Here is a 20,921-nt window from a genome sequence, read left to right as displayed (position 1 = left end):
ATGAGTCATTAAATCGGCTCAAGGCTATCTATAGGCCAACGAGGTTTTGTTTTCATATCAAGCGTGGCAAATTGCCCTGCTTTTAAACGTTGCATTCCGGCATAAGCAATCATTGCACCATTGTCGGTACAAAATTCAGTACGCGGATAAAACACTTCGCCTTTCATACCTTTCATTACGCGTTCGAGCTGCAGTCGAAGCTGTGTATTCGCACTTACGCCACCGGCGATAACCAAACGCTTAATACCTGTTTGTTTAAGCGCACGCTTACACTTAATAACGAGGGTATCAATAACCGCAGTTTGAAATGCATGCGCTATATCAGCTTTGGTTTGATCGTCGTCGTCATTTTCACGAATCGTGATTGATGCCGCTGTTTTTAAACCACTAAAACTAAAATCAAGACCTGGCTTGTCGGTCATAGGGCGAGGAAATACAAAGCGCTTTGCTACGCCTTGTTCAGCCATTTTAGCTAAGCGCGGGCCACCGGGGTAATCAAGACCAAGTAACTTAGCCGTTTTATCAAAGGCCTCGCCTGCGGCATCATCAACTGACTCACCTAGTACTTCGTATTGTCCAATACCCGCTACTTTAACCATCATGGTATGACCGCCCGATACAAGCAATGCAATAAACGGAAACTCAGGGGTATTTTCCTCAAGCATCGGAGCAAGTAAATGCCCTTCCATGTGATGTACTGCTACCGCAGGTATATCCCAGCCGTATGCTAATGAGCGACCAATAGACGTACCTACCAATAATGCACCAACTAGACCTGGGCCTGCAGTATAAGCAATACCGTCTAAATCTTCAGGGCCACAACCTGCTTGTGCAAATGCTGCATCTATAAGTGGTAATGTTTTACGAACATGATCGCGCGATGCAAGTTCCGGCACTACACCGCCGTAATCAGCGTGTACTTTTACTTGGCTGTATAATTGATGAGCTAACAAGCCTTTTTCGTCGTCATATATTGCAATACCCGTTTCATCACATGACGATTCAATGCCTAAAATTCGCACTGTACTTCTCCTGCCTTTTAAATTCTACTTTGCTTCTTTTATAACGTAAGACCAATATTTGTTTGGCCATCTTCAAGGGCAAACTTTTTGAGTGCCTTTACGCTATCAGAGGTAATACGCCCCATATTTTCTACAAAATCAATTAGCTCACCTAATACTTCAATTTCGTACTGCATTAATGGGTGCTCTCTCACTGCTGTGTTATCAGCAATCTCACCTTCAACCGTCATTTGATATTCAATAAAGCGAGCCACTGTTGCTTGAGATATTTTGCTCACACTAATGAACTCTTGCTCATCTTGCGCCACTAAACCGTGCATTAAGCTAAGTAAAGACGTTGCAGCATCAATAGCAGGATAAGTACCAAACATATCAAAATCAGCAAGTTCAGGAACATTTGGCTCTATTTTTTCAACTTGTTTTTCGAGATCTATTTTACTTTTAGGCAGTAATATTTTTTCCCAACAAACATTAAGCGAATTACGTAATAAGGTTTCATCACCAAAACCTGTTGCTTCGCTAAATAAACCGTAATTTGGCAGCATTCGCTCTATTAAAGCACTTGCTAAAACAGCCTTTTGTAAATAGTTAAGCTCTCTAATACGCTGAAAATTATTTGCTTTAGTCATTCTTTAACGTCTCACACGACCAACAAAAATCAAATGTTGATCCATTATGCTCATTACAGTTAGGGCACACCCAATCTGGAGCGGATTGTTTTACTTGTTGATAGTTTACCAATATTTGGCGCGCATGGCGCTCTTTTATCGCATAAACCTGCACACTAACTTGCGCCTGATCAAATGGAATTTCTCCTAATGCGCCTTGGAGCATCTCGCCTTTTATTTTACATTCAATACCACCAGTTTGTATTAAACCTTTAATAATATTAGCTTCAAGGGTGTTTTCGGCTTTATAAATTGTGATCCACTGAAAAGAGCTATCTGTTGTGTTGTTATTATTAATATTTTGCAATACTCACCTCATTTATTTTGTGTTAACAATATCCTACGCTAAATTATTAGCATACTAACATGCTGCACTTTTAAGGAATCAACATGACACTAACAACTCCGGGCTTACTTTTTCCGGCCATATCGCTGCTATTACTTGCCTATACAAACCGATTTTTAGTTTTAGCGCAATTAATTAGGGAGCTAAATGCGCGTGAAGGTGAATCTATTCGGCCTGTTGTAGTGGCTCAAATCACTAACTTACGTAAACGTATTAAGCTAATTAGAACGATGCAAGTGTACGGGGTAGCCTCTTTTCTACTGTGTACACTATCAATGTTTGCATTATTTATTGAGTTTAATGCCACAGGAATTATTTTATTTGGCATTAGCTTAGCTTGCTTAAGTTTATCGTTATTAACGTCTTTATTTGAAATACATATTTCCTGTGATGCAATCGAGATAGAACTACAAAGCATTGAAAATAAACCACTAAGTAGCCGAATAAATAGAAATTTTGTAAAATAGTTTATTATAAATAAAACACTCTATTATTTGTCACAATCATGTTGTATGAATGCCCCTTTTTGGGGCGTACTTTTTTATTAATTAGAACAATTTAATCCAAATATACTAACTAACTTACTGACTACAAATAAGTTTACTTAGCTAGCCCATTGCAAAAACATAGATAAAATACAATAAACAACTAGTTATGAATTTAAAAAGCAATACTATTTGGTCGCTTTTCTCTTTAATTAATACTAAAAGGGGGGTATCCTGCTGGAAACACGTATGAACTTGCAACCGTATTTCAATATAGAATTTTACTAAACTTTAGAATAAAAATTAATATATTTGATGTCCGTGGTATCTGCGACTTACTTATAAAAAGGGACTATAAAGTGAGATTTGAACAATTAGAGCAATTTGTAGCACTTGGTATATTACGTCATTTTAGACAAGCTGCTGAACAAACCCAAATTAGTACTTCAGCGCTAACGCGCAGCATTCAAACACTTGAAGATGAAATGGGATATGAGTTAGTAAAACGCTCAACACGCTCTGTTAAATTAACGCCAGAAGGCGAGCTTTTTCTAGAATATGCTAAAACGACCCTATCGGAACTTGAGCTAACGAAAAAGCGGATTTTTCAATCAGTAAACGGTAATGCCAATGAAAAGCTCGTTATTGGGTATACCAATAAGGCAAGCAGCATAGTCCCTATTTCTTGTGGACAGTTTTTAGCTCAATACCCTCATATAAAAATTGAGATGCAGCTACAAGATCAGCAAGAGCTAACGCGCAAACTCCAACAAGGTGAAATAGACATTAGCGTATACTCTCAAGCTATTAATAGTATTGGTAGTGACATTCACTTACCAGATCAGCTTGTGTTATTTGTTTCAAAAAACCACCCTCTTGCCCATAAAAACGATATAAGTAAACAAAACCTTGATAGCTACCCGATGTTTGGCTGTTTCTCTGAGTCTAAACAAGTACAAACTATGCTTAATGAAGCGATTGATTCTTTAAATAAATCATCAAGTATTAAAGTGGGCAGTATTGAGCAAGTAATGGCAGGTGTAGTTAAATCAGACCATTTTGCTATTGCAAGCATTGAACATGCTAATGCAATCGCAGAGAATTCTGAATTAGTACAACTTAAAACAAATAAAGGTTTAAACCACGAACAACTCGTTGTACAAACAAGCCAACAGACGTCGATTACTGAACATGTAGAGCATTTACTATCGCTTATAAAAAAAGCGGGTGCTGCATTTAGCTAATCTGATGTTTCAAAAAGTGCGGCACAATAAACAGTAGCTTTTAACAGCTTTTCGGCTACACTGTCGCACCTTTTTTAAACAGCTGATGTGAATGAACACACTTTTTGGTCCTGATGTCTATCTAGATGATATAGAACGCCAAGGATATACCGTAATTCATAACGCGCTTATTGCCGATTTAGTTAACGATTTAGTTGCAGACTGCCACCGTATAAACCCTCACTTTAGCCTTGCTGGTATTGGTCGATTAAATGACTTACAAATAGATAAAACCGTACGTACTGATAAAACCTATTGGTTTGACGGCAGCTCTCAAGCACAGCTTACCTATCAAGCAATAATGCAAAGTATAAAGACTACGTTAAATCGCAGTTTTTTTATGGGGTTATTTGATTACGAATGCCATTATGCAAAATATACACAGGGTGATTTTTACAAAAAGCACTTAGATGCATTTAAAGGTCGCTCTAATCGAGTATTTACAACGGTACTTTATTTAAATACGCCTAAGCAAGGTGGCGAACTTGTTATTTATAAACCTAAAAGTAAAGAGATAGAAATAACAATTAAACCAACTGCTGGCACATTAGTAATGTTTGAAAGCGAACGCTTTGCCCACGAAGTACTTCCCGCCGTTGACGATCGCTATTCTGTTGCAGGCTGGTTTAGGAAAAACACCTCTATTAGCGGCATTATTGATCCGCCCCGATAACTCCTAATAGAGCATTTTAACAGCCTTTATTGAGGCTTTTAAAATGCTATTGGGTATGAAAGTAATAGCCCTATAAAGATAGCCAAACCCACGTAATGATTATTTAAAAACGCTTTAAAACAGGCATCTCTTTCACGTTTATGAATAAGCGTTTGTTGGTATGCCAATAGGCCCGCAGCAATACTTAAACCAACGCCAAATGCGACACTTAAATGATTGCTTATACCAATAAAAGCAACCAACGCTATAAATACAGCATTAAGTAAAAAGATAATATGGCGGTCGTATTTACCAAATAAAATAGCGGTTGATTTTACCCCTATTTTTAAATCGTCGTCCCTATCAACCATCGCATACATGGTATCGTAAGCCACTGTCCAGCAAATATTGGCTATAAATAATAACCATGCCTGCTGTGGTAGTGCATTAATTGAAGCCATATACGCCATAGGAATAGCCCAACCAAATGCAGCCCCTAAAATAACTTGAGGTAACTGTGTATAGCGCTTCATAAAGGGGTAACAAAAGGCTAAAGCCAAAGCACCAAAAGAAAGCAAAATAGTATTAACGCTAAGCATTAATACTAAAATGAACGCAATAACTATGAGTAGTAAAAATAGACTAAGTGTTTCACCACTACTCACCTGCCCTGAAGCTAGCGGCCGTTGAGCTGTGCGTTTTACCGAGCCGTCTATTTTTCTATCTGCAAAATCATTAATTACACACCCTGCGCTACGCATAACAACAACGCCCAGCGTGAATATAATAAGGTTGAGTAAGCTCGGCATCCCACTATTAGCAAGCCATAAAGCCCAGTATGTTGGCCAAAGTAATAACAAGGTACCAATGGGCTTATCTATACGCATTAACTGTATATAATAAGGAATATGTTTTGGCTTTAAAGCGGCTAATTTCATGAGTATAAATATGCTCCAGGTAAAAACACTTCACACACTAAAAACTTATATTCTTTGAGTGAGAATACACTTCGACGCCCTAGTAAGTTTTTCTCGGGTAAGTTCAATTTTGTAACTAATTGCTGAATAGGGTGCGTGTCATCAAAATAAGCAATTTCTATATCCGTTCGTTTTAATGCTGGGTCTTGAAAAATCACATCACCTAAAGGACGCTCGCCCATATTGTGCAAAGGATTAATAGAATCATTTTTCGGAAGCCAGCTTTGTGCGTACACCACTGGTTTGTTATCGCACAGTAAGAGAACTTCTCGATTCATAGCTGTTTTAGCTGTGCTATTTAGTAGTAAGTTTTGCTCTGGGCTTAAAGTAAATAACTGCTCACTTAATACCTTTACATTAAAAGTTTTTGAGTTGCTTTTTAATTTAGCCGTTAATGAATTCTGTTCAAAAAGCCACTCTTGCTCTAGAGGAGATAAGTCACTTATATAAGAAGTGGACTGCCAATTAGCAGATATAGACAGAGGATAAGTAATCATAATAGCTCAACAAAATAAAAAACAACGAGATGATACCATTGCCAAAGCTTTTGAAAAAGTGATGTTTTATAACCATAAATAATTGCTTGGCGCTGTTTATTACCTACTATTAAGTATAAACTATTTGTAACAAGTTTTAAGAAACGCTTTAAATATGAAAAAAATAGTATACGCAGGTCTTTTTACATTCTTTGTAAGCGTTATAAGCTTTACAGCTCGTGCTGAATCCACAGTTGGTTATTTTGGTTTTGAGCCAGATATAATCACCAACTACATTGGCGCATCAAGTAAAAAAATGGGCTATGTGCGTGTAACTATTGATTTAATGCTTACTGATACTTCTGATATTGCACTGGTTGAACACCACACGCCATTACTTCGTGATGCCCTAGTAGAGATTTTATCTAAAGAACCAGAAGAAAAAATAAAATCACTTACTGGCCGTGAAGAAATACGTGCAAAGTGCGCCGAAAAACTAAAAAGCCTGCTAAAAGAAGAAACAGGACAAGAGATCATCCGTGAAGTCTTGTTCACTAAATATTTATATCATTAGTATTTAACGTTTTGCGTTAAATATTTTGGCGGTATAGGCAAAAGCCATACCGCTAAGTAACCCACCTAAGTGCGCCCAATTAGCCATACCTACAAACAATACATCAGCAAACCCAAGCACTAACCAAATCAACATAAAGCCAACAATAGCCGTACTTACAAGCGCAGGCTTGTTAGGATTTAAAAAGCTATGAATCCAGCAAAAACCAAGTAGCCCATACACCACACCACTCAAGCCGCCAAAATTGGGGCCAACCATTAAGTATTGTGCCCAATTACTTATAAGTGCAGTTACTAAAAACAAACCTATTAGGGTGAGTTTTCCGCATTGTTTTTCGATATTGTCACCAAGCGACATCCACCAAATTAAATTAAACACTATATGCATCGCGCTAAAATGTACGAGGGCGGGCGTTAACCAACTTAAAGGCTGCGTAGGTTTAAACTGCATCATGGTGTAAATGGTCTCAAAACCACCTAGGAAAAAAGCAAAATAAATTATAACGCTTACAATACTTACGGTTTGATTTAACCAGCTAAGCGCTTTAAATCGCGTCATTAGATTAAGTGATTGCCCTTGGTATTTAAGCGGCGATTGTGTGCTACCTACATCCCATGAAGCTTGTTGATAGCGTTCATGGTTAGGGTTTTGTGTAAATTCGGCCCATAAAGGTTGTATTTGATGAAAATGCTCAGGCGCAACACTAATAATGACATTGCTACCATCTGAGGAGCTTAATTGTCCTTGTAAACCTTGGCTTTTTAAATAATCTATAAAGCCCTGTGCGGCGCGCGGGTTATTTAAACTGCCAAGCTCTATCATCGCTCTACTTTCTCGCTGTAAGCAGCTTCCCAAGCTGTAAAGCCGCCATCCATACTGTAAACGTCTTCAAAACCTTGCTCAACTAAGTAGCTAGCTGCGCCTTGTGAGCTCATACCGTGGTAGCAGACAATAATAATTGGCTGATCGAATTCTTTTTCCATCATAAATTGTGCGATATTACCGTTAGAAAGTGCTTCTGAGCCTGGAATGCGACCGGCTTGATACGAATTAGGATCGCGAATATCTGCAATTACCACGTCTTCTTTATCTAAAAGCTCTAACGTTTGCGCTATAGAAATATGTTTAAATGCCATTGAAATCTCTTTAATTAATAGTATAAAAAAGGCGGCTAAAGCCGCCCTTCTTGTAATTTAGTGAGGAACTAATCCCAGTTTAAAATTACTTTACCTGACTGACCTGAAATCATCATATCAAAGCCAGCTTGGAAGTCATCCACAGAATATTGATGTGTAATGATTGGGTTTAAATCTAGGCCAGATTGAATCAAACTTGCCATTTTGTACCACGTTTCGAACATTTCGCGACCGTAAATACCTTTAATCACTAAACCTTTAAAAATAACTTGGTTCCAGTCAACTGCCATATCAGATGGTGGAATACCCAGCATGGCAATTTTACCGCCGTGGTTCATATTATTAAGCATTGAATTAAACGCGCTTGGCACACCTGACATTTCAAGGCCAATATCAAAACCCTCTGTCATACCTAGCTCTTTCATTACATCTTCAAGCTTTTCATTGGCAACGTTTACAGCGCGTGAAGCCCCCATTTTACGTGCTAAATCTAGGCGGTATTCGTTTACGTCGGTAATTACAACGTGGCGAGCACCAACATGTTTTGCAACAGCTGCTGCCATAATACCAATTGGGCCTGCACCAGTGATAAGTACATCTTCGCCAACTAAGTCAAACGATAGTGCGGTATGAACTGCGTTACCAAATGGGTCGAAAATAGAAGCGAGTTCGTCAGAAATATTATCTGGAATTTTAAATGCGTTAAATGCAGGAATAACTAAATATTCGGCAAACGCACCTTCACGGTTTACACCTACACCCGTTGTATTACGGCATAAATGTACACGCCCTCCACGACAATTTCGACAATGCCCACACGTAATATGCCCTTCGCCAGATACGCGGTCGCCAACCTGAAAGCCACGAACTTCTTGGCCCATATCAACGACTTCACCAACATATTCATGGCCAACAACCATAGGCGTTGGAATGGTTTTACTTGCCCATTCGTCCCACTTGTAAATATGTACGTCGGTACCACAAATAGCTGTTTTGCGAATTTTAATCAGTAAGTCGTTATGACCTACTTCTGGCTTTGGTGCATCTGTCATCCAAATGCCCGGTTCTGCTTTTAATTTTGATAATGCTTTCATAATCCACACTCAATTAAAAAACCGAAGCGAGGCTTCGGTTTAAAATAAAATTAAATAACGCCCATTTCTTTACCAATACGGGTAAATGCATCGATAGCTGTATCGAGTTGCTCAATACTATGTGCCGCTGAAATTTGTGTACGAATACGCGCTTGCCCTTTTGGTACTACAGGGAATGAAAAACCGGTTACGTAAATGCCTTCAGCAAGTAATTTATCAGCCATTAACGAGGCTACTTTGGCATCTCCTAGCATTACGGGGATAATTGCATGATCTTTACCTGCACACGTAAAACCAGCAGCTTCCATTTGCTCACGGAAATATTTAGCATTTGACCAAAGTTTAGCGCGAAGCTCGCCGCCATTTTCAAGCATTTCAAGTACTTTAATTGATGCAGTAACAATTGAAGGCGCTAATGAGTTTGAGAACAAGTATGGGCGTGAACGCTGACGTAACCATTCAACAATTTCTTTTTTACCTGATGTATAACCACCTGAAGCACCGCCCAGCGCCTTACCTAATGTACCGGTGATAATATCTACACGGTCTAATACATTACAGTACTCAGGTGTACCCTTACCGTTTTCGCCAACAAAGCCAACTGCGTGAGAGTCATCTACCATTACAAGCGCATCATATTTATCGGCTAAGTCGCACACAGCTTCTAAATTACAAATAACGCCGTCCATAGAAAACACGCCATCGGTAGCAATTAGTTTAGTTTTAGCACCGGCTTCGTCTGCTGCAATAAGTTGCTTCTCAAGATCAGCCATGTCGTTATTTGCATAACGAAAACGTTTAGCTTTACATAAACGTACACCGTCAATAATTGATGCATGATTTAATGAATCAGAAATAATAGCGTCTTCTGCGCCTAAAATAGTTTCGAACAAACCTGTATTTGCGTCAAAACATGAAGAATATAAAATAGTATCTTCTGTTTCTAAAAACGCACTGATTTTTTGCTCTAGTGTTTTATGGATATCTTGCGTGCCACAAATAAAACGAACAGACGCAACACCAAAACCATGATTATTTAAACCGTTTTGCGCCGCTTCAATTAACTCTGGGCTATTAGCTAAACCTAAATAGTTATTAGCACAAAAGTTGATTACTTTACCTGATGCAACTTCGATTTGAGCTTGCTGCTGGGACTTGATAATACGTTCGTTTTTATACAAACCTTCGGTTTTTACGTCTTCAATTTGCTGTTGTAGCTGGCTAAAAAAAGCAGATGCTCTCATCTAGGTTCTCCATATATTTGAACGGGTAAACAACCGCACTTTCGCGGCTGTTTATTATGCGGGGTATTGTAAAAGTTTAATGGGTAAAATGCACGGTTTGCAGTTCGTCGCAAACGCCCTAAGTTGGAAGGAATTCCTGCCAGTTTACAGGCTGTTTATTTATGTGTTTAAAAGTGCAGGTAAACTACTTATAGAATTGATAATTAAATCAGCTTCTTGCTTAGCGCTTTCGTCAAAGCTTTGACCTGAGCGCACTAAAACGCGTGTAGTGATCCCTGCTTTTTTCGCAGCCTGCATATCACTGAGTTTATCGCCCACCATAATACTGCAAGCAGGGTCGATGTTATGCTCTTGTATGCCTTGTAATAACATACCTGGCGCAGGCTTTCTGCAACTGCACTCTTTCAAATATTCAGGGTGCGCTTTTTTAGGGTGATGTGGGCAAAAATACACATCGGTAACTTCAATGCTGTGGGCACTAAACTGGTCTTTCATCCACTCGGTCAGTGCTAAAAAATCAGCTTCGCTGTAATAACCTCGACCAATTCCAGATTGATTAGTGACGATTATGATTTTATAGCCTGCATCATAAAATGCTTTACAAGTGCTAAAAACACCGTCAATAAATTCAAATTTATCGCTTTGATACACATAACCATGATCAACGTTTACCACGCCATCTCGGTCTAAAAAAAGCGCTTTATTTTTTTGTTGTGCATTCATTACAAAGACTCTTTTTGTACAACATGGTCAAACATCGCTTTTACATCATCAACTGTAATTTGGCTCATTAAATCATCGCCTTTTACGCGTGTACCCCACGAGACTTGCTCAGCCGTTTTACCTGTTTGCTTAAGCAAATTTTGATGATAAACCTCTACCACGTAGTCTTGATATAAATAAGGACCTGTGCGTGCTGGATTTGAATGTGCATATAAACCAATAACCGGCGTACCAACTGTTACTGCCATATGCGCAGGACCCGTATCGGGCGCAAGCACTAAGCTGCCACGCTTTAACACGCACAACAACTCTTTGAGTTTTGTTTTACCTACTAAATTTAAAATAGGCGTGTTGCTGTGCTCAATAACGCTATTTGCTAGGTTAATTTCAAGCTCTGTTGGGCCACCCGTCAATACCACCTTAAAGCCTTGCTCGCTTGCATAATCAGCCAATGTGGCATAACGATCAGCGAGCCAATTACGCTGCGCTTTACTAGCTGCGGGCGATATTACTAATAGTTTATTAGTTAGGTATTCTGATGTTAATAACTCATCTGCAACCGCTTGGTCTTGCTCGGTGTATGGCATGTCCCAACTCGGTTTATAATCAGAAACACCAATGGCTTTTGCAAAACCTTTAAAGCCTTCAAGCACATGCGCCTGGGCTTGTGGGTCTATTCGTTTATTAATAAATAAGCTGTGCAATTCTTTTGAACGTGCCCAATCGAACCCTACTTTTACTTTTGCAGGAATACAACGCGCTACAAACCCAGCCCTTAATGCAACTTGCATATTAAGAAGCACATCAAATTTTTGGTTGTTGAAGCGTTGCTTTAAGCTTTTAAGCGCTGCTTTGCCTTGCTTTTTATCAAATACCACCAGCTCAACACCCGGTAAGTCAGCAAGTAACATGGCTTCTATTTTGCCAATTACCCAGGTGATTTTTGCATTCGGGTGTGCCTTTTGAATAGCTTGTACTGCACTCACAGCATGACATACGTCACCAATGGCTGAGAGTCTTAATATACAAATAAATGAATAATTAGGAGCTTGAGTCACACATTCCCTTAGGTATTAAATACAAAAGCCGATCTTAAATTATAATCACGCTATTGCAAGCACTTATCCTGCGCTTTAAAACGCGCTAATATAGACTCATTATTTAGCAATTACACAGAGCTATGTTTAAACAACACGTGCAAGGCAATCACACGCTATTAAGCCACCCTAAATACACAAGCCAAATTACCCTCGATTGGTTTGATGCAAATTATTGGCAACAACAAAATAAAATTGTGGGCGCTAAAAAAGGTCGAGCAACTGCGTGGTTTTTTAAGCAAGACGAATTAACAGCCGTACTTAGGCATTATTGGCGCGGTGGCTTAGTGGGTAAATTGCTAAGCGATCAATATTTATACCCAGGACTTGAACAAACCCGCGTATTTAAAGAGTTTAGCTTAATGAGTAAGCTTATAGAGCTTGGTTTAAACGTACCAACCCCTGTTGCAGCTAAAGTAACCCACAGCGGATTAATTTACCGTGGTGATATTATTACCGAGGCTGTTAAAGGCGCTAAAAGTGTACTCGATATATTAATTGAACGTTCATTGACTGAAGATGAGTTGGAGCGCATTGCTAAAACAATCGCGCTATTTCATTCAAAAGGTGTGTATCACGCCGATTTAAACATTAATAACATATTGTTTGATGATACTGGTGATGTGTATATTATCGACTTTGATAGAGGTGAAATAAGAGCGCCGAACCCACAGTGGCAACAAAGTAATATGGCACGCCTTGAGCGCTCATTTTTAAAAGAGCAAGGTCGAAATGATGTATTTAATTGGCAAGTGAATGACTGGCAAACTCTGCACAGCAACTACCTCAAAACACTCGCTAATATAAGTTAACTTAGTTAGCCAATGCTAAATACTGCAGAGCAACCTGCTCTGCCTGTACTTGTTTTAGAATATCTGCGTTTTCTACATTTGGCTTATCTACTAGCACCTGCTTAACGGCATTGGCTAATGCCTCACTTTGTCCAGCAGGTACTAAATATTTATTTAGCTCGCCTGTTAATATCTCGCTTGGTCCAAATGTACAATTAGTGCTAACTACCGGAGTACCCACCGCTAAAGCCTCAATTAATACCGTTGGCAGTCCTTCAAAATCAGAACTCAAAACTAAAGCTTTGGCATGCTTAATCCAGTTGTACGGGTTTTGTTGAAATCCAGGCACTACTAACTGTTTTTCTATGCCATATTGCTGTGCAAGCTTTAGCGCTTTAGCCGGTTTATTACATAAAAGTACTAACTTGTATTTTTTATCAAGCTTTGCAAATGCTGCAAATAATATATCGTGGCGTTTTTGTTTGGCGAGTCTTCCTACATGAATTAAGTAAGGCTCATTTGGGATATTGTTATTTTGCTCATTTGCTTGCTGTCTTATTTTTTCAAAATCGAACGGGTTATAAATAGTCGCGATTGCACTTGGATTAATTAAAACCCCTTGTGTTATTTCTTTTTCAACACCCTTTGATACGCAAATAAGTGATTTACCATTTAAGTTTTGCTTACTTTTTTTAAGGTATAAGTATGAAAATGGACCTAACTTTTTTTGACGAGCAAGTTCTGCATTGACGGAGTTATGAATAACAAAGTGAACATTTTTGATATTACTACGTGCAAGTAAATTATTACTTCTATCAAGGTTAGAAAGCACTAGATCAATATTGCCAATCTCGCTTTGTTTTTTTTCAAACCACGCTTCTAATCGCAAAATACTATTTTTTCGCTGCCAGAATCTATCTACTTTAGATGCTCTATCAGGAAAAAGGCTATCAACTTTAACTATATCAGGAATGTCATACTCAGCGTTGCTCGCAAGAGATAATATAGTGACATTGTGCTGTAGTTTCGCCATTTTTTCAGCCAAGGTAAGCATTACTTTTTCAGCACCACCACCTACTAGTGAATCAATTACAATCACTATATTCATAAGCGATCTCCTACAAGCATATTTTTTATACCGGTAGTGATCACGTCGAAGCTATGTGTGCTATTGAGTTGCTTATACTTACCAATAAATTCACTATAAAAAGGCTCGGTAATAACTTGAGCTATTTTCGTTGTAATTTCATCAATATCAAGATTCGCTTTTATTACAACACCTGCATTAACGCAATGATCCAAACGTGTATTTTGATCTTTTGAGATAGCACATGCCACAACAGGGGTTTGAACTGCAATTGCTTGCAATAAAGTATCTCCACCACTAAGTAATGCGACTTTAGCTTGGCTCATTAATGCCAAAAATTCGGTTCCTTGCAGGCTTAATAAACAAGTAACCTCATCACTTTTCGGAATTGCTTTATTATAATTCGCACCAAACACTACAACTGCTTTTAAACCAGTATTTTTAGTAATTTTAAGCGCGGCTTTAAAGTAAACCTCAGCACAATTAAGATTATTTAATATATGTCCGCCAGAACCCGCATTAACAATAAAATAGCCATCAGATACTAAATTATAGCGATTTAAAACATCACGTTTTTGCTCACAAGAAGCAAATGCAACAAAAGGGCCTACATTACGAGGGGGTGCCAAGGGAAACATGTCTAACTTCGCACTTTCAGCCCATGTAAGTGGCTCAATACAATAATCAGGCTGTACAACCCAATGTGTATCAATTAAATTAATCCTGTTTAGCTTCAATCCCTTAGCGCGTTTTTTTGCATGCTGAGAAATAAATACAACTTTAGCGCCTACTTTTTTAGCCGCTTTCATATGCCCTGCACGTCCTGCACAATCAAAAACAACGACGTCAGGTTTAAATTGCTCTATAAAGTCGCAAACAGAATCAAGCTCTTTAGTCGCTGAGTGTTCAAGCAATGTGGCTTCAAAAGGACACTTTTTTGCGTAGCTTGTATGCTTGTTTAGTATGAAGTGAATATCGAGAGAATCAGTAAGTTCTGCCTTTAAACTTTGAGCCAACAACAACGAGCGCATATATTCACCAATGCCTTCTGGTGATGATACGGGAATAAATAAAAGTCGTTTGTTGCTCATTACATTCTCAATTTCCTATTTGAACTCCAGTATACCAATCAGATACTTATTACGATAGCTAGGTTACATTTTAATATATTAAATTAGCTCTATAAATTTGATTATTTACTGCAATAACAAGCTTAGGTTGATAAACTTAGCCGCAATCTAAATCACAAGGATCTGAACTTTGCGAAACAGAATTTTTCTACTTTCTACTCTTTTTTGCGCTATGAGCGCGTCAGTTAATGCTGAACCATGGGTAAAACCCGATGATTACGGTCTTAGAGCTGATATTCAACAATTAGCTGATGCCGGTGTTATTTTAGCTCCTGTAACTACCTATCCGCTTATGTGGAAAAGTTTTATCAGTGATGTGCAAAGCATGCCGCTTGAGCAATTATCTCCAAGCTTGCAAGATGCTTTACTTCGCGTTAAGCATCGATATAAATCAGAAAATAGCAGCTCGCATAGTCTTCAATTATCTGCTTTTGCAGCCACAGATCCGATCATAGCAACAAGCTTTGGTGCAACAAATACACAAGAAACAGAGCTTTCAGCAGCTTACGCTTATTTAGGCGATAACTTTGCAGCTAAAGTAGCTATAAATTACAGAAGCGACGGTAAAAAATGTTTAGTTGATGGAAAAACGACTGACGATATAGTTACCGATGAGCAAGCTTTAACCGATTGTAACGATACCTCACTTGACGATAGTTACTTAGCTTACCGTTTAGGTAACTGGATTTTTAGAGCCGGTGCTGTTGAGCAATTTTGGGGACCTGGTGTTGATAACAGCTTAATTATGTCTGGTAATGCGAAACCTTTACCTGCACTAAGTGTAACCAGAGAAAAAAGTACTGCTTTTGAAACACCATGGTTAAGCTGGATTGGTCAATGGGGCTTTACCGCACAAATGGCTAAACTTGAGTCTACACGTGTAATTCCTGATGCTTTACTTTGGAGCAGTAGATTAAATATACGCCCAATACAACAATTAGAAATTGCTGTTAGCTGGTCTGCACAATGGGCAGGAGACGGCCAACCAGGCTCTGCAGGTGATTTTATTGATGTCATAACTGGGCAAACAGCATGTATTGATGGCAATGTTAGTTGTGATAGCCAATTAGAGTCAAAAATAGGTAATCAATTAGCTGGCATAGATATTCGTTGGTCAGATACACTTTTCAACCAACCTTATGCTGTATATGCCAGTACGATTGGAGAAGATGCCAGTTCACAGTTTAAGCCAGCCGATAGAGCCTATTTGTATGGCGTACAGACAACACAACGTGTATATGATCAAAACTTATTAATAAATGTAGAGTACATAGATACAGGTGTTTCATGTTCAGCAGAGTCTACCAATGAAAATTGCTACTATGAGCATTCAGATTACAAATCGGGTTACCGTTACCACGGTCGCACTATTGGCTCTACTTATGATAACGATGCACAGTCAGTTGTTTTAACCCTGTTAGGTCAGTTATCTAATGGAGACGATTGGCAGGTAAAATTACGCAGTGTTGATTACAACAGCGATAATCGCGATCGTTATCCTAATAATCCTGACTTAGGAAATACAATTACTAAAACAGGGTTTAATAGTAAGCAATTAGAGCTTCGTTATAGAATGCTTTCGATGGGAGGGCGAGTCACTTTAGGTGCTTTTGCATCTAACAATGACGGCGCTGAAAACGATACATCAGCATTTGCCAAGTACGAATTAAATTTTTAGTAAGTTACTTTATTAAAAATAAAAAGGGATGAAAACACTGTTTTCATCCCTTTTTGTATTTTTTAAGCAAACTTGAATTAGTAATTATACCAATTGCATTAAATTAGTGTTCTATTATAGCGATAAGAAAATAGCTCAATAACAAGGCTAAAGTTATGATACATAGTTGTTCTATATAAATAATTTTTAACGTAGTTAGTGAGTTATTTAATACGCTAGAATGATCATGTTTTTAATAAAATTGGTATTACTTTTTAATTTTACTAATTACTTTTGATGTTGAACACCCATCTAAAAATTCAAGCACTTCAACTTTTCCGCCATGGCGAAGTACATGCTCAGCACCCGCTATGTGATCTACAGTGTAATCTCCACCTTTGACTAAAATATCAGGGCTTATCTGCTCAATTAATTTAGCGGGAGTGTCGTTTTCATCTAAGCTACCAAACGGAATAACCCAATCAACAGATGAAAGTGCGCTAAGTACCATCGCACGCTCATCTAGCGGGTTAATAGGACGTTCTGCCCCTTTTAAACGCGTAATTGATTCATCATTATTTAATCCAACGACGAGTCTATCGCCTCGTGCTTTAGCTTGCGCTAAATAACGTACATGCCCAGCATGTAAAATATCAAAACAGCCATTAGTGAATACAATGGTTTCGCCGTTTTGTTTTGCAAATTCAATATGCTGAAGTACATCATCAAATGGTGTTTGGTAATGCTCACCCGTAGTATGTAAATACTGACCAAGCTTGCGGCTTAGCTCTTCTGGCGAGACAGTTGCAGCCCCAAACTTACTCACAACGATACCTGCGGCTAAATTAGCAATTTCGACAGCATCTTTAGGTTCCATGCCCGCGCCAAGCATAACAGCTAATGTAGCTATAACCGTATCACCGGCCCCGGTTACATCGCTTACTTCAAGCTCTTGCGCTGCAAAATCAAATTTTTCATCTGCACTAATAAGCGACATACCTTGCTCAGAACGCGTAAGTAACATGGCTTTAATGCCATTTTTGCTTATTAAATCACGCGCACTTGCTGTTAAAGCCTCTTCTGAATCGGTTTGACCACCCGCTAACTTAAACTCATGTAAGTTAGGTGTAATGTAATCAGCACCTTCATATAAATGTAAATCAGGCGATTTAGGGTCGATTAAAACCGTTTTTCCGGCGCTCTTAGCAAGGCTTACCATTTCTTTAATTAAACTCAAAGATCCTTTGCTGTAATCAGAGAACACAATAAAGTCGTATTCATCAAGTACAAGCTCTAAGCGGTTTAATAAAAGCTGGCTATGTTGCTCAGTAAACATTTCTTCTAAATCAAGTCGAACCAATTGTTGATGGCGGCTAATAACACGCATTTTTGAAATAGTAGGTAAATCACATACACTCACTAATTGTGAGCTTATTTTTTCACCTTTTAGGATGGTCTCTAAAATCTGCCCGCTTTCGTCCTCACCAATTAAACCCAATAAGCCAACTTTTGCATCTAACCGCGCTATATTTTTTGCAACGTTAGCTGCACCGCCCGCTTTGTCTTCAAATTTACTTACTTTAACAACCGGTACTGGCGCTTCTGGCGAAATGCGACCTGTATCACCATACCAATAGCGGTCTAGCATTACATCGCCAACAACTAATATTCGTGCCGCTGATAAGTTTTTTAATAACGATAAATCCATTACTGCTGCTCCGCAACAACCATATCCATGGCTTCACATAACCAGTGACCTATAAACATGTGAGCTTCTTGAATACGTGCTGTTTCGTCATTTTTTATAATAATAGGTAACTTAGCTATATCTTTTACTTTACCGCCATCACGCCCAGTTAATGCCACAGTAAAAGCGCCTAGTTTATTTGCAGCCTCTAATGCTAAATTAATATTGTTACTAGTACCTGATGTGGTTAAACCAATAACTAAATCTTCTGGCTTACATAACGCTTGAACTTGGCGTTCAAACACCGTATCAAAGTGATAGTCGTTGCTGTGCGCTGTTAAAATTGAGGTGTCAGTGGTCAATGCCATTGAAGCAAGCGGACCACGTTCTAATTTATAACGCACTACAAATTCTGCAGCTAAATGCTGTGCATCTGCTGCACTACCACCGTTACCAAACCAAACAATCTTGCCACCAGCTTGTAATGCACTATGGCATGCTTCTAACAATTGCATAGATTCTTGATGATAAGCCTCCATCGTTTCAAATAATGCCTGATGACGGTTTAATGTTTCAACGTAGCTAGTTGCCACTGAATCGATAATTGACATGAAAAAATTCCTCTTGGAACTGAAATGGCAGGAAAAATTAAATTCATTATTCCATAATTTTATTTAATTGTGTGTATTTTATCGGGTTATAACTGAACCCAGACCATATTTTATAACGAGTCTGTTTAGAAAACGGCTATTTCACGGTAAACTAACGCCACTTCCCTTTAAGAAAGATCAGTATGGCACGCATTTTTTACTCATTCGCATTAATTTTTATTAGCCCACTGATTGTATTTTATCTCTATATTTTACGAGGTAAAAAAAACCAAGGCTATCGTACACACTTTAAAGAGCGCTTTGGGTTTGTCAGTAAGTCTTTATTTTCGACTAAAGCTAAACCTTTAGTTTTTCATTGTGCTTCTGTTGGTGAAGTACTTGCCGCAACGCCGCTTATTAAAGCGCTTCAAAAAGCGCATCCAAATTTAGATATACTTATAACCTGTAATACCCCAACAGGCAGAGAGCAAATACTTAACCAGTTTAAAAACACTGTGGCGTGTAGCTACTTACCAATTGATTTTCCGTTTGCGACAGCTCGATTTTTAAACCGTATTAAGCCACAAGCATTATGTATTTTAGAAACCGAGCTATGGCCAAATTTAATGGCGATAAGCCACAAAAAAAACATACCAGTACTTGTTATCAATGCAAGACTCTCTAAAAAGTCGCAACAAGGCTATCAAAAGGTAGCTAAATTAACGCATATTATTATGCGCTCAATTACAGTACTTGCGAGCCATAACAAAACAGATGCTGAGCGTTTTATAGAGCTTGGTCTCGAAACTTCAAAAAGCCATGTAACAGGCTCTATAAAATTTGATATAACACCAAGTGAAGAGCAATTAGCTGAAGTACTCAACCTTAAACAGCTTTATAACAGCAATGAAGACAATAACGATGAACGCTTTGTATGGGTAGCAGGCTCAACACATCCTGTTGAGCATGAGCTGGTACTTTTAGCCCATCAAGAATTACTAAAAAAGCAACCGAACGCATTACTTATAATTGCCCCGCGCCATCCAGAGCAATTTGACAAAGTGGCAGAGCTTTTAACACAAAGCCCACTTAGCTTTAGCCGTCGTAGCCAAAATAACTATAATAATGAGCAAGTACTTCTTGCTGATACGCTTGGTGAATTACAGTGTTTATATGGCGCTGCAAATGTGAGCTTTATTGGTGGCAGCTTAATTCGCAGAGGTGGGCATAATCCACTGGAATCAGCGGCGTTTTCGGTAGGTGTAATAACAGGTCCACACACATACAATTTTGATCATGTTTATCCCGAGCTAACAAAGCTCAAAGGTGCTGTAGTGGTTGATAGTAACGACGAACTCGCAAAGCAGCTTATAACGTTTAGCCAAAATACAAAAGCGTGCCTAACCTTAGGTATTAAAGCTGCGCAATGCGTAACTAAAAACCAAGGTGCTATACAAAAAACACTTAACATTATTAATCAATATTTAGAGCCAAAACCGTGACCAACATAGCTATAAGCCAAACCCGTGAATGGGTGTCATCTGTTATTGTTAAATATAACTTTTGCCCATTTGCTCGAAAAGAAGTAGAAAATAACTGTATTCATTACATAGTAAGCCCAGCAGCAACTATGGATGATGCTGTAATGGATATGCTTGAGCAATGTGTTGAGCTTGACCGTGAACCAAAGCGCGAAACAACCCTTATCATGTTTGACAATGGCTTTAGTGACTTTGAAGACTTTTTAGACTTAGTCGATTTAGCTAATGCACTTTTAGTCGCGCAAGGCTTTGAAGGTAAGTATCAAATCGCTAATTTTCATCCTGATTACGTATTTGCTGACAGTGATGAAACCGATGCCGCAAACTACACAAATAGAGCGCCCTTTCCTACATTGCATTTAATCCGCGAAGCAAGTATGAGCGAAGCACTTGATAGTTATAACGAGCCTGAATCTATACCTGAGCATAATATAAATCTAGCAAGGCGTAAGGGGATTGATTTTTGGCAGCAGTTACTTGAAGGCTGTAAAAAACCGAGCGCTTAAATGCTCGGTTTTATTTTGGTTTGTGCAGAACAAGAGGTAGTGTTTAGAAATCTGTGTCATTTCAGTATTATTAAGAAAACAGGAGTGACACATGACTCAATCTTTCGATTTCAACAAAGCATTAGCTGAACTTCAGGCTGGTAAAGGTCTTACTG

General features: G+C 38.6%; 23 protein-coding genes. 8 read left to right on the top strand and 15 right to left on the bottom strand.

Features of this window, described 5'->3' with window-relative positions; all coding sequences use genetic code 11:
* Positions 1–8: 8 nt before the first annotated feature.
* The 3 genes from tsaD to I6F10_RS16780 are packed head-to-tail and all read right to left on the bottom strand — an operon-like array spanning position 9 to position 1,997.
* Positions 9–1,022, bottom strand: coding sequence for a tRNA (adenosine(37)-N6)-threonylcarbamoyltransferase complex transferase subunit TsaD (gene tsaD / locus I6F10_RS16790; RefSeq protein WP_165744224.1), 1,014 nt, complete (start codon positions 1,020–1,022; stop codon positions 9–11).
* A 38-nt stretch (positions 1,023–1,060) separates the two neighbouring features.
* Positions 1,061–1,651 (bottom strand): YjaG family protein, encoded by a 591-nt coding sequence (locus I6F10_RS16785; protein WP_002961040.1) that lies wholly within the window; start codon positions 1,649–1,651, stop codon positions 1,061–1,063.
* On the bottom strand, positions 1,644–1,997 hold the full coding sequence (locus I6F10_RS16780; RefSeq protein WP_165744225.1) for a putative signal transducing protein: 354 nt from the start codon (positions 1,995–1,997) through the stop codon (positions 1,644–1,646). The genes I6F10_RS16785 and I6F10_RS16780 overlap by 8 nt, the downstream gene beginning before the upstream one ends.
* An 83-nt stretch (positions 1,998–2,080) precedes the next feature.
* On the opposite strand from I6F10_RS16780, the gene I6F10_RS16775 reads away from it, so the two are divergent.
* The 3 genes from I6F10_RS16775 (at position 2,081) to I6F10_RS16765 (ending at position 4,477) form a co-directional block, all read left to right on the top strand.
* Positions 2,081–2,503, top strand: a complete 423-nt coding sequence (locus tag I6F10_RS16775) for a DUF2721 domain-containing protein (RefSeq protein ID WP_002961042.1) — start codon at positions 2,081–2,083, stop codon at positions 2,501–2,503.
* A 377-nt stretch (positions 2,504–2,880) separates the two neighbouring features.
* Positions 2,881–3,765 carry a LysR family transcriptional regulator gene (locus I6F10_RS16770; RefSeq protein WP_002961044.1) on the top strand — a complete coding sequence of 295 codons (885 nt, stop codon included), beginning with the start codon at positions 2,881–2,883 and terminating at the stop codon, positions 3,763–3,765.
* A gap of 91 nt (positions 3,766–3,856) precedes the next feature.
* Entirely contained in the window at positions 3,857–4,477 is a 621-nt protein-coding gene (locus tag I6F10_RS16765) for a 2OG-Fe(II) oxygenase (RefSeq protein WP_165744226.1), read from the top strand.
* Between the two features lie 38 nt (positions 4,478–4,515).
* Here the strand turns inward: I6F10_RS16765 and ubiA are convergent, their stop codons facing one another.
* Both ubiA and I6F10_RS16755 read right to left on the bottom strand, forming a co-directional pair.
* Positions 4,516–5,394, bottom strand: coding sequence for a 4-hydroxybenzoate octaprenyltransferase (ubiA, locus tag I6F10_RS16760; RefSeq protein WP_165744227.1), 879 nt, complete (start codon positions 5,392–5,394; stop codon positions 4,516–4,518).
* Positions 5,391–5,930 carry a chorismate--pyruvate lyase family protein gene (locus tag I6F10_RS16755; protein WP_165744228.1) on the bottom strand — a complete coding sequence of 180 codons (540 nt, stop codon included), beginning with the start codon at positions 5,928–5,930 and terminating at the stop codon, positions 5,391–5,393. The genes ubiA and I6F10_RS16755 overlap by 4 nt, the downstream gene beginning before the upstream one ends.
* A 154-nt stretch (positions 5,931–6,084) precedes the next feature.
* On the opposite strand from I6F10_RS16755, the gene I6F10_RS16750 reads away from it, so the two are divergent.
* Positions 6,085–6,483 (top strand): flagellar basal body-associated protein FliL, encoded by a 399-nt coding sequence (locus I6F10_RS16750; protein ID WP_165744229.1) that lies wholly within the window; start codon positions 6,085–6,087, stop codon positions 6,481–6,483.
* Positions 6,484–6,486: 3 nt separating this feature from the next.
* Here the strand turns inward: I6F10_RS16750 and glpG are convergent, their stop codons facing one another.
* The 6 genes from glpG to I6F10_RS16720 form a co-directional block, all read right to left on the bottom strand.
* A complete protein-coding gene (gene glpG / locus I6F10_RS16745; RefSeq protein ID WP_165744230.1) occupies positions 6,487–7,305 on the bottom strand; it encodes a rhomboid family intramembrane serine protease GlpG in 819 nt (272 codons plus the stop codon).
* Positions 7,302–7,619 (bottom strand): thiosulfate sulfurtransferase GlpE, encoded by a 318-nt coding sequence (gene glpE, locus I6F10_RS16740; RefSeq protein WP_010554397.1) that lies wholly within the window; start codon positions 7,617–7,619, stop codon positions 7,302–7,304. Before glpE ends, glpG begins: the two co-directional genes overlap by 4 nt.
* Before the next feature lie 68 nt (positions 7,620–7,687).
* Positions 7,688–8,713, bottom strand: coding sequence for an L-threonine 3-dehydrogenase (gene tdh, locus I6F10_RS16735; protein WP_165744231.1), 1,026 nt, complete (start codon positions 8,711–8,713; stop codon positions 7,688–7,690).
* Between the two features lie 50 nt (positions 8,714–8,763).
* Positions 8,764–9,957 (bottom strand): glycine C-acetyltransferase, encoded by a 1,194-nt coding sequence (locus I6F10_RS16730; RefSeq protein ID WP_002961055.1) that lies wholly within the window; start codon positions 9,955–9,957, stop codon positions 8,764–8,766.
* A 159-nt stretch (positions 9,958–10,116) separates the two neighbouring features.
* A complete protein-coding gene (gene gmhB / locus I6F10_RS16725) occupies positions 10,117–10,680 on the bottom strand; it encodes a D-glycero-beta-D-manno-heptose 1,7-bisphosphate 7-phosphatase (protein WP_165744232.1) in 564 nt (187 codons plus the stop codon).
* Positions 10,680–11,738, bottom strand: coding sequence for a glycosyltransferase family 9 protein (locus tag I6F10_RS16720; RefSeq protein WP_165744233.1), 1,059 nt, complete (start codon positions 11,736–11,738; stop codon positions 10,680–10,682). The genes gmhB and I6F10_RS16720 overlap by 1 nt, the downstream gene beginning before the upstream one ends.
* A 122-nt stretch (positions 11,739–11,860) precedes the next feature.
* Here I6F10_RS16720 and I6F10_RS16715 point away from each other — a divergent pair, with 122 nt between their 5' ends.
* Positions 11,861–12,589, top strand: a complete 729-nt coding sequence (locus I6F10_RS16715; protein ID WP_197099145.1) for a 3-deoxy-D-manno-octulosonic acid kinase — start codon at positions 11,861–11,863, stop codon at positions 12,587–12,589.
* A gap of 1 nt (position 12,590) precedes the next feature.
* Here the strand turns inward: I6F10_RS16715 and I6F10_RS16710 are convergent, their stop codons facing one another.
* Both I6F10_RS16710 and I6F10_RS16705 read right to left on the bottom strand, forming a co-directional pair.
* A complete protein-coding gene (locus I6F10_RS16710) occupies positions 12,591–13,676 on the bottom strand; it encodes a glycosyltransferase (RefSeq protein WP_197099144.1) in 1,086 nt (361 codons plus the stop codon).
* A complete protein-coding gene (locus I6F10_RS16705) occupies positions 13,673–14,746 on the bottom strand; it encodes a glycosyltransferase (protein WP_197099143.1) in 1,074 nt (357 codons plus the stop codon). The genes I6F10_RS16710 and I6F10_RS16705 overlap by 4 nt, the downstream gene beginning before the upstream one ends.
* A gap of 211 nt (positions 14,747–14,957) precedes the next feature.
* Between I6F10_RS16705 and I6F10_RS16700 the strand changes: the two genes are divergently transcribed.
* Positions 14,958–16,463 (top strand): capsule assembly Wzi family protein, encoded by a 1,506-nt coding sequence (locus I6F10_RS16700; RefSeq protein WP_165744237.1) that lies wholly within the window; start codon positions 14,958–14,960, stop codon positions 16,461–16,463.
* A 247-nt stretch (positions 16,464–16,710) separates the two neighbouring features.
* Here I6F10_RS16700 and hldE read toward each other — a convergent pair whose 3' ends face one another.
* Both hldE and I6F10_RS16690 read right to left on the bottom strand, forming a co-directional pair.
* Positions 16,711–18,150 (bottom strand): bifunctional D-glycero-beta-D-manno-heptose-7-phosphate kinase/D-glycero-beta-D-manno-heptose 1-phosphate adenylyltransferase HldE, encoded by a 1,440-nt coding sequence (gene hldE / locus I6F10_RS16695; protein ID WP_197099142.1) that lies wholly within the window; start codon positions 18,148–18,150, stop codon positions 16,711–16,713.
* A complete protein-coding gene (locus I6F10_RS16690; RefSeq protein WP_002961065.1) occupies positions 18,150–18,740 on the bottom strand; it encodes an SIS domain-containing protein in 591 nt (196 codons plus the stop codon). The genes hldE and I6F10_RS16690 overlap by 1 nt, the downstream gene beginning before the upstream one ends.
* A 182-nt stretch (positions 18,741–18,922) precedes the next feature.
* On the opposite strand from I6F10_RS16690, the gene waaA reads away from it, so the two are divergent.
* Both waaA and I6F10_RS16680 read left to right on the top strand, forming a co-directional pair.
* Entirely contained in the window at positions 18,923–20,221 is a 1,299-nt protein-coding gene (gene waaA, locus I6F10_RS16685) for a lipid IV(A) 3-deoxy-D-manno-octulosonic acid transferase (protein WP_197099141.1), read from the top strand.
* A complete protein-coding gene (locus tag I6F10_RS16680) occupies positions 20,218–20,766 on the top strand; it encodes a DUF1415 domain-containing protein (RefSeq protein WP_197099140.1) in 549 nt (182 codons plus the stop codon). The genes waaA and I6F10_RS16680 overlap by 4 nt, the downstream gene beginning before the upstream one ends.
* Positions 20,767–20,921 lie beyond the last annotated feature (155 nt).

Origin of the sequence: Pseudoalteromonas sp. SWYJZ98, assembly GCF_015864495.1 — a bacterium.
In the GTDB taxonomy this organism is placed as follows: Bacteria; Pseudomonadota; Gammaproteobacteria; order Enterobacterales; family Alteromonadaceae; genus Pseudoalteromonas; species Pseudoalteromonas distincta.
The sequence above is the reverse complement of the archived record's forward strand: the minus strand, read 5'-3'. Positions and strand labels throughout refer to the sequence as shown.